Annotated in this window: 7 protein-coding genes and 1 pseudogene; 3 read left to right on the top strand and 5 right to left on the bottom strand. The window is 61.0% G+C overall.

Annotated features, from left to right (window positions below; translation table 11 throughout):
* Positions 1-78: 78 nt before the first annotated feature.
* The 5 genes and pseudogenes from HGO40_RS16245 to HGO40_RS16225 all read right to left on the bottom strand — a co-directional run.
* Positions 79-174, bottom strand: a pseudogene (locus HGO40_RS16245) (hypothetical protein); the annotation flags it as partial.
* Complete coding sequence (locus tag HGO40_RS16240; RefSeq protein WP_250963843.1) at positions 174-1,211, bottom strand: hypothetical protein; 1,038 nt, start codon at positions 1,209-1,211, stop codon at positions 174-176. The gene HGO40_RS16240 and the pseudogene HGO40_RS16245, both read right to left, overlap by 1 nt.
* Positions 1,208-2,323, bottom strand: a complete 1,116-nt coding sequence (locus HGO40_RS16235; protein ID WP_250963842.1) for a DUF2169 family type VI secretion system accessory protein — start codon at positions 2,321-2,323, stop codon at positions 1,208-1,210. Before HGO40_RS16235 ends, HGO40_RS16240 begins: the two co-directional genes overlap by 4 nt.
* A 15-nt stretch (positions 2,324-2,338) precedes the next feature.
* Positions 2,339-2,797, bottom strand: coding sequence for a DUF6484 domain-containing protein (locus HGO40_RS16230; RefSeq protein ID WP_250963841.1), 459 nt, complete (start codon positions 2,795-2,797; stop codon positions 2,339-2,341).
* Positions 2,798-2,813: 16 nt separating this feature from the next.
* On the bottom strand, positions 2,814-5,039 hold the full coding sequence (locus HGO40_RS16225) for a type VI secretion system Vgr family protein (protein ID WP_250963840.1): 2,226 nt from the start codon (positions 5,037-5,039) through the stop codon (positions 2,814-2,816).
* A 418-nt stretch (positions 5,040-5,457) separates the two neighbouring features.
* On the opposite strand from HGO40_RS16225, the gene HGO40_RS16220 reads away from it, so the two are divergent.
* The 3 genes from HGO40_RS16220 (at position 5,458) to HGO40_RS16210 (ending at position 8,032) form a co-directional block, all read left to right on the top strand.
* Positions 5,458-5,730 (top strand): CopG family transcriptional regulator, encoded by a 273-nt coding sequence (locus tag HGO40_RS16220; protein WP_250963839.1) that lies wholly within the window; start codon positions 5,458-5,460, stop codon positions 5,728-5,730.
* A 218-nt stretch (positions 5,731-5,948) separates the two neighbouring features.
* Complete coding sequence (locus HGO40_RS16215) at positions 5,949-6,653, top strand: heavy metal response regulator transcription factor (RefSeq protein WP_250963838.1); 705 nt, start codon at positions 5,949-5,951, stop codon at positions 6,651-6,653.
* Positions 6,653-8,032, top strand: coding sequence for a heavy metal sensor histidine kinase (locus HGO40_RS16210; RefSeq protein WP_250963837.1), 1,380 nt, complete (start codon positions 6,653-6,655; stop codon positions 8,030-8,032). The genes HGO40_RS16215 and HGO40_RS16210 overlap by 1 nt, the downstream gene beginning before the upstream one ends.
* The last annotated feature ends 16 nt before the right edge of the window (positions 8,033-8,048 follow it).

The raw sequence follows: 8,048 nt of genomic DNA, 5'->3' as shown, positions 1-8,048 counted from the left end.
TCGTTTTTTTATTGCTACGGGGCCCACCTAGATCTCCCGTTTCCTCTTCGTGGGCAGCGTCAGATGTGTATATGAGACTGGGGTGAAGCAGACATCCGGGAAGCAGGCGATCGACTTGCCATCGGCCGCCTTGCAGGAAACCTCCATATTGTTGGCGAAGACTTCGTTGGCCATCAGGCGGCCCTCACGATCTGGTAGCTGAGCAGGGCGACGGCGCGTTCGCCGGCGTCGTTACCAAGGTGATAGAAGATATTCGGACCTTCGCCATAGCCCTTGCGGCTGGCGGCCAACGCCACGGCGAGCATGGCCGGGCCGATGGCAGCGCCGACTTCGCCGATGCAGTCGGCCGGGTGCCAGAGATGGAAGAATTCCTTGCGCACGCGCAGGGTCCGGCTCAGGGCCAGGGAGGCCTCCTTGAAGTAGTACTGTTCGCCGGAGATGTCGGTAAGCCGATAATCCATTTGCTCCAACCCACAGCCGGCTTCGCTCAGGGCCGCTCGTACGGCTTGGGTCAGGCCTTCGGCGCGCAGGGGAATGTCTTCGGCCTCCACGGTGGCCTTCTCCACGCCGAACCCCAGGCCGCTGCAGGCCAATTGCGGGTCTTCGCTGGCAACGGGGGCGGCCAGGACCACGGCGGCGGCGCCTTCGCCGGGGATAAATCCGTGGGAGTTCTGGCTGGTGAGCAGGCGTTCGCGTGCTTCGAAAGCGGCCAGCGTCGGTCCGTTCAAGAAGGAGTCGACGCCAGCAATCAGTACGTGGCGATGGCCGCCTTGGTAGATCAACGTACGTGCATTGAGCAGGGCCACGGCAGCGCTGACTCGGCCGCGGGCGATGATATTGGAGTCTGGATGAAAGCGCAGGCCCAGTTCAGCTTCGATGTCCTGCAACAGTGTTCGATCCAGGCCCTCCAGGCGGCCGGGGCGTTCGGCTTCGGCCACGCCCAGCAGCAACGGGGTCTTTTCCGTGTCGACCCCGGGAGTGCTCTGTAACGCCTCGGCGATGGCGCGGGCGCCCAACTTGATCAACTTGGTGCGGCCGCGCCAGGGCTGTTCCAGCGGGACGCTGGCCGCGATCAGCCATTCGCCACCTCGGTCGATGAAACGGGTTTCCTGGAAGTTGTCGATGGCGCAGCGGATCGCCGCGCAGCTCGCGGGTGCGCTGAGGCCAACGGCGCTGACCATGCCGGAGCCGATGATGCAAAGGGCGGTCATCCGTCCGTCTCCTCGGGAGCGCGCCTGGCTTTTACCAGGGAGGAGAGCGACGGGTAATAATCCTTGCCCAGTTCACGGGCGCGCCACCAGCCCCTGGACATCGTGCCGACCAGCACCTGAGCGATCTCGAAGAGGTTGCGCCGCAGCGGACGGGAGATACGCCAGGTCAGTTGCACCTGGCCCGCGTCTGTGTCGACCAGCAGGGTGTCGATCACCGCCTGCACAGTTTCATGACCGCCTTTTTTCAGAAAGAAGGTCCCCGGCCCGTCCATTTCGGGGATGCGAAAGCTCGCGCGCTCCCGGGGCGTGAGGTTGAGCAGTAGCACCTCCTCGCCGCCACGCAGGTAGGGAATCTGCTGATCGTCAGGGGCCGCCTGAAAGTAGCGGCTGTCGAAATCCTGCGGCAGAAACGGAAAACTGTCGGCCAACCAGGCTTCGTCGTACGTACCGGCAAAGCGGGCGCGTTGCGGCCAGCTGCGACCCAGGGGGCCGAGAGCCATGGGGCGGAAGTCGCCGGAGGGGCTGTCGATCGGCTTGCCCAGTTCCTCCGTATTCGGCATTGGCGTGTAAGCGACTTCAGCACTGTCGATGCTGCCTGGGAACCAACCGCAACCGCTTGGGTTGTCCGGGTAGCAATGACGCATCTCCGGATTCTTGGCCATGGGATGGGAACCTCCGTAGGCCTGGGCATAGGAGATGTCCTGCTCGGTAAAAGGCTGCGGTAAACCGGGTGAAACCCCCAATAGCCCCGGTTGCCATTGTCGCGGGCCGAGGACGGAAAAGGCCTTGCTCATCTGACCGATGCGAATGCCTGCGGCCAACTGCGTCACGGGCCGCCCGCCCGGGGCGTAGGCCTTGCCGCGTACCAGCACATCGCAGAACGGCTTGATCGGGGCGAAGTCCATTTCCTGCAGTGGGGCGCTGAGCCCCGGCTCGCCCAAGAAAGTATCGGCCATCAGCAGCGGTTGCTGAGTGTCGGCGAGTGTTGCCGCACGGCCATCCAGCGGCAAATTGAAAGTGCCTTTGGCCACGATCACCAGGGATTCACGGCCATCAGGCTCCAGGCCTTGTGTGTAGGCAGCAAGCAGTTTGCTGGCGTTGAGCAGTTCCATGAGTCGACTACCTGCCTAGTTGATCTGCACCGAACCGCCCTTGATACGGTTCACGCCGGATGACCGGTTCGAGAGGTAGGTCCCTCGAATCAGCACCTTGCCCTCGCGCGTGAGGGTGATGCTCGCCTTGCCACAGCGCAGGACGATTTCCCGCTCTGCCGTAAACTCCAGGCGTTCGCCGTCCAAGTGGGCGACGGCTGGCGTCGTGGTGTGCGGCAGGCGCTGGATGCGACCGATCACCAGCGGTCGGCTCAGGTCGCCGGCCTCGAACATCAGGGCGACCTGGGCGCCGATGTCTTCACGGGAGAGCGGCGTGGTGGTGCGCGCGGCGAGGCCGGTTTCGCCGGGGCAGCCCGGGAAGGCCACCACCGGCGCATCTGCACTGGGCACATCCAGCAGCACCCCGATCACGACGCCATCGACGCGGGCGGGGGTGGCGGTAGAGGCAGCGGGTAAATGATATTCAACGGTCATGGCGCCCACTCCGTGGCTAGTTCTGCAGGATTTTCTGGCCTTTGACGACAACGTTCTTGTTCGCCTTGATGTTGATGGCGCCGGAGCCGTCGATGGTAATGTTCTTGCCGCTGATCACAATGGTGCCGTCCTTCTTCAGGGTGATGCTGGCCGCGCCCGTGGTCAGGCTGATGGAGTCGCCAGCGGTGAGGGCGAAATGCTTGCCGACGTCCAGGGTGTCGTTCTGCTTGATGTTGGTGCTGCGGTTCTGGGTGACGTCGCGGGATTCGTTCTGGCCGATCTGGGTACTCTGGTTGCCGTTGATCTCGATCCCTTCGTTGCCCTGGACCGTTTCGTTACGGTTGCCCTTGATACCGATCGTTTCGTTGCCGCCTACGTCCTCGGTGCGGTTGCTGACGATGGTGATCGTCTCGTTGGCACCGACCTTTTCCGTGCGGTCGGCGCCGATAGTGATGGTCTCGTTGCTGCCCACGTTCTCGGTGCGATTGGCGCCGATGGAGATTTTCTCGTCGCTACCGACATCCTCGGTGCGGTTCACACCGATGGAGATGGTTTCGTTATTGCCGACCTTTTCCTTGCGGTCTACACCGATGGTGATGGTTTCGTTGTTGTCGACGGTCTCGGTGCGGTCGTGCTTGACGTGCACGGTTTCGTCGTTGGCGATGGTCTTGCGGCGGTCGTGGCCGACCCAGTGGGTCTCGTCGTTCTCGACTTCGATGTCCTGGTTCTTCTCGGCGTGGATAAACAGCTGTTCGGCGCCTTTTTTATCCTCCATGCGGATTTCATTGAAGTTCGCCGGTGAGCCGCACTTGCTTGAACGGCTTTTCGTCCCGCTCTGGGTGGCATTGGCGGGCAGCGCGTAGGGCACGGTCTGTTCGGCGTTGTAGACGCGGCCGGTGATGATCGGTCGATCCGGATCGCCTTCGAGGAAACTGACGATGACTTCCTGGCCGATCCGCGGAAGTTGCACGGAGCCCCAGTTCTTGCCGGCCCAGGCCTGGGACACGCGAATCCAGCAGGAGCTGTTTTCGTTGGACTGGTCATGACGATCCCAATGAAAGTGCACTTTGACCCGGCCATATTGATCGGTCCAGATCTCCTCGCCACTGGGCCCCACCACCACGGCAGTCTGCGGCCCTCGGACGATGGGCATTGGCGTGAGGGGCAGGGGGCGGAAGGTCTGGTTGGCATCCATGCAGTCCAGCTCGCTGACGAACTGTTCGGCGACCTCCGACTGCCCGCTTTCGTAGGCGTCCTGACGAATCTGATAACGGGCGATCACCACCAGGTACTCGCGGTTCTGATCCTCGCGGTCGTAACCCGTCAGCGTGAACAGATGACCGCAACCGATCCCGCGGGCGCGGCCACGCAATTGCACACGCTCGAACTGGCTGTGAATGGCTTCGATGCGGGTCCGCGCGTAGTGATCGCCATCGTTGCTCTGGACGTATTCACCGGGGTAGTCGTAGAGCGGGTAGTCGGCGTTGGTGTGGTTGCGCGGTACGCTGGAACGCACCTCAAGGCTGGCGCGTGGGCGCAGGAAGTCATAGTCGTTCAGCGCCAGTGAGCCGGGCTGTACTTCCCGCGCCAGTTGCCAGTCGTAGAAATGATCGCGCTCGCGCATTTGCCGATCGGGCGGGTAGAAGGGCACCGAGGCATAGTTCGCCGCCGTGGAATGAGCGCCATAGGCATCGGCGAGGACCAGCACGTGACGGCCCTTTTCATGGCGAAAGTAGTAATAGATGCCTTCCTGCTCCATCAGCCGACTGACGAAGTCGAAGCTGGTTTCGCGGTACTGCACGCAATACTCCCACTCGCGGTAGCTGCCGCTCAGGCTGTCTTCGAAATCGGAGAAGCCGAGGTCGCGGAACACCTGCTTGATGATGTCCGGCACCGTCTTGTTCTGGAAAATCCGGCAATCGGAGGTGCGCGTGAGCAGCCAGAACCAGGGGCGCAGGCTGACGCGGTAGCCAGCGAATTGACCGTGCCCGGTCAACTGCCGACAACTGCAGACGATGCCGTGGAAGTAGCGTTTGCCGCCGTCATACAGTTCCAGGGTCAGGCCCATCGGCTTGCCCAGCAATTGATCGAACGTGATCGCCCGATCTTCGGACGTCAGGTCCAATTCGTAGTGAAACAACCGCCCCAGTTCTTCGCTGCCTTCCATGCCCTGCAGCACCAGGACATCGCCGCCGAGCGGACTGTCGACCTGCACCAGACGGCTGTTTTGCGTGATTGCCATGAACGACTTCCTTTGGCTCTTGTTTGGGTGTCAGTGGGCCGTTGCAAGGAAGGTGGCGCCGTAAGGGTCGTCGCCAGGGGAGATGCCAGGGGAAATTGAATCCAATGATTGCTGTACATCCACCACAGGGGTGATCTCCTTATCGGTCTTGCGGTTTTCAATCAATGTGAACGTACGAGCGGATCCGTATCCTGCGGATGAACGTTGGTCCGGCGCCGTTTGATGGCGCCTCTGGGCCGTTGGGTAACGTTCCGGCGTCAGCCAGATTGGCAGATATTGAGGTCAAGATAGGTGACTGAAAGGTCATTTGCTTAGTTTCGTTAGCTATATCAATAATTCTAAATTCGAATAAAGAACGATGAACATGGCGATCCGCAGCTACACGAGGTGACTCAAATGAAAAATGGAGAGGCCAAGCATGACTACGTCGATCAAAACTGATGAGGATCTGACATCCCGTACCCAGCAATTGCCGAACACCCAGCAACGTTCAGTGCGCTGCTGTATGCGAGAAGTTCTTCCTCGGCTTGTAGCGCGAGAGGTAGTGCGGAAAAGCTTCAAGCGTGAGGCGTTGGTTTCGTGGAACGCCTACAAAGAAACGGGCGAGCATTTGACTGGTGCTGAGATTAGAAGTTGGCTGAAAACATGGGGAACTGAGGTAGCGTCGGATCTTCCTCCATTTCACGATTGATTGTTATCACTTGTGTCCGGGTCAAGGGGAGTACGGGTTATTGATAAGGCAGACGATTATTCCTGGAGCTTGCTCCGTCAACTCTGGCACGCCCCCCTGAGAGTGGTTAACAGTCTCTGAATGACTTTCTGACAAAAATGTCAGGAAGCCGTCAGCCTCCAGACACCTTCACTGCCTAGACTCACTGGGTTGCCTTGCTTCCGTAGAGGAGTCACCTGATGCGCCTGCTCATTGTCGAGGATGAAGAAAAAACCTCCTCCTACGTCCATCGTGGCTTGACCGAGCTCGGCTACATCGTCGACGTTGCCACTAATGGCATCGATGGCCTGCATTACGCGCTGGAATGGGATTACGACGTGGTGATCCTGGATGTGATGCTGCCGGGCAAGGACGGCTACGACGTGCTGCAAGGGCTGCGCCTGCACAAGAAAACCCCGGTCATCATGTTGTCCGCCAGGGGAACCGTGGATGACCGCATTCGAGGGTTACGCGAGGGCGCCGATGATTACCTGGGCAAACCATTTTCATTTGCCGAACTGGTCGCGCGCGTCCAGGCCTTGATCCGTCGCCGCGCCGGTGACACGGCCGACCTGACGCATTTGCGCATCGACGATCTGGAGGTCGACCTGCAAGCACGCAAGGTGACCCGGGGTGGGCTGAGGCTGGACCTGACGGCCAAGGAGTTCTGTCTGTTGAGCCTGTTGGCGCGACATCAGGGCGAGATTCTGTCCAAGCTGATGATTGCCGAGCAGGTCTGGGACATGAATTTCGACAGCGACGCCAATGTGGTGGAGGTCGCGATCAAGCGCGTGCGCGCCAAGGTGGACGCGCCGTATCCGCGCAAGCTGCTGCATACCGTCCGCGGCATGGGGTATGTGCTGGAAAGCCGGGAAGAACCTGGCAGGCAAAGTGGTGCGTCGTGATGAAGATTTCCATCGCCAAGCGGCTGGCCCTGATGTTTGCCCTCGCTGTCCTGCTGATCATGTCGATCAGCGCGACACTGCTGCGTTCGTCCTTGAAGCAATCGCTCGATGAACAGATGCAGAACGAACTGGTCCTGCGCCATTCGGTGCTGGACCCGGTGCTGGCGAAATACGATTCGCCGACGTTCTGGGTCGGCTTGCGCCAGAAGCTCGACGGCCTGACGCCCGCGGATGAACGGGTCCGTTATTGGATTCTGGTGGATAACCCGGCCTTCAGCTATGGCGGGGCGATGCCGGACGGCCAGGATTGGTCCAAGCGCGCCGATGGACTCTTCAGCCTCCAATTGCCTGGGCGAGAGCGTGAGTGCCCCATGATGGTTTTGCTCAAGACCATTCCCGCCATGGGCAATCGCCCGGAGCTGCGCTTCATCGTGGGATTGGACTCGACGCCGTTCAGGAAGACCCTGAACCATTTCACCAAGATACTGATCTTGACCTCGGCGTTGGGCATCGGCCTGGTTGCGCTGCTCGGTTACTGGATCGCGCGTTTCGGCCTCGGGCCGGTGCGGCGCTTGAGCCGTCAGGCCAATAGCCTGCCGCCGGGGGATTCGAAGCAGCGGCTGGACACTGAGGCGTTGCCCGCGGAATTGCAGGAATTGGCGGTGTCGTTCAACGGCGCCCTGGCGCGCCAGGAAGCGGCGTGGTGTCAGCTCGAAGGGTTCAACGCCAATGTCGCCCACGAGTTGCGGACACCCCTGACCAACCTGATCGGCCAGACCCAGGTGGCCTTGGCCCATGGACGAGATGTGGGTGAGCTCCAGGACTTGCTGCAATCGAACCTCGAAGAGCTGGAACGGATGGGCGGCATCGTCAACGACATGTTGTTCCTCGCCGGGGCGGAAAGCGGGCAGCGGGCCACCGAACTCAGTGATGTCTCGCTGTATGAAGAGGCGTCGAAGACGGTGGAGTACCTGGAGCCGGTGCTGCACGACAAACAACTGAGCGTGGTGATCGAAGGCGACATGCGCGTGAGCATCGACCGACGCCTTTTTCACCGTTCCCTGGCCAATTTGATACAGAACGCGGCGCGCCATGCGGTGCCGGCCAGCACCATCCAGGTCAGCCTGGTTGGCGACGGCACGCAGGTCGAGGTGAGCGTTTCCAATGCCGGCGAGCCCATCGACACGGTGCACCTGGAGCGTTTGTTCGAGCGTTTCTATCGCGCCGACGCCGCCCGGGCGCGAAGCGATGCGCACCATGGCCTGGGCCTTTCCATCGTGCGAGCGGTGGCGTCCATGCACGGCGGGCGTGTGTTCGCCCACAGCGAAAATGGCTTCAATACCTTCGGCTTTTCCTTGATGAACCAGGCGGCGCCTTAGTCGTCGCCCCCCGCGA

The organism is Pseudomonas sp. CG7, assembly GCF_023701885.1.
GTDB classification, from domain to species: domain Bacteria; phylum Pseudomonadota; class Gammaproteobacteria; order Pseudomonadales; family Pseudomonadaceae; genus Aquipseudomonas; species Aquipseudomonas zanjanensis.
Note: the sequence above shows the minus strand (reverse complement) of the source record. Positions and strands in the feature narration are given on the sequence as shown.

Coding starts and splice junctions, on each gene's coding strand:
- HGO40_RS16240 (WP_250963843.1), bottom strand. CDS start 1,211: ATGACCGCCCTTTGCATCATCGGCTCCGGCATGGTCAGCGCCGTTGGC.
- HGO40_RS16235 (WP_250963842.1), bottom strand. CDS start 2,323: ATGGAACTGCTCAACGCCAGCAAACTGCTTGCTGCCTACACACAAGGC.
- HGO40_RS16230 (WP_250963841.1), bottom strand. CDS start 2,797: ATGACCGTTGAATATCATTTACCCGCTGCCTCTACCGCCACCCCCGCC.
- HGO40_RS16225 (WP_250963840.1), bottom strand. CDS start 5,039: ATGGCAATCACGCAAAACAGCCGTCTGGTGCAGGTCGACAGTCCGCTC.
- HGO40_RS16220 (WP_250963839.1), top strand. CDS start 5,458: ATGACTACGTCGATCAAAACTGATGAGGATCTGACATCCCGTACCCAG.
- HGO40_RS16215 (WP_250963838.1), top strand. CDS start 5,949: ATGCGCCTGCTCATTGTCGAGGATGAAGAAAAAACCTCCTCCTACGTC.
- HGO40_RS16210 (WP_250963837.1), top strand. CDS start 6,653: ATGAAGATTTCCATCGCCAAGCGGCTGGCCCTGATGTTTGCCCTCGCT.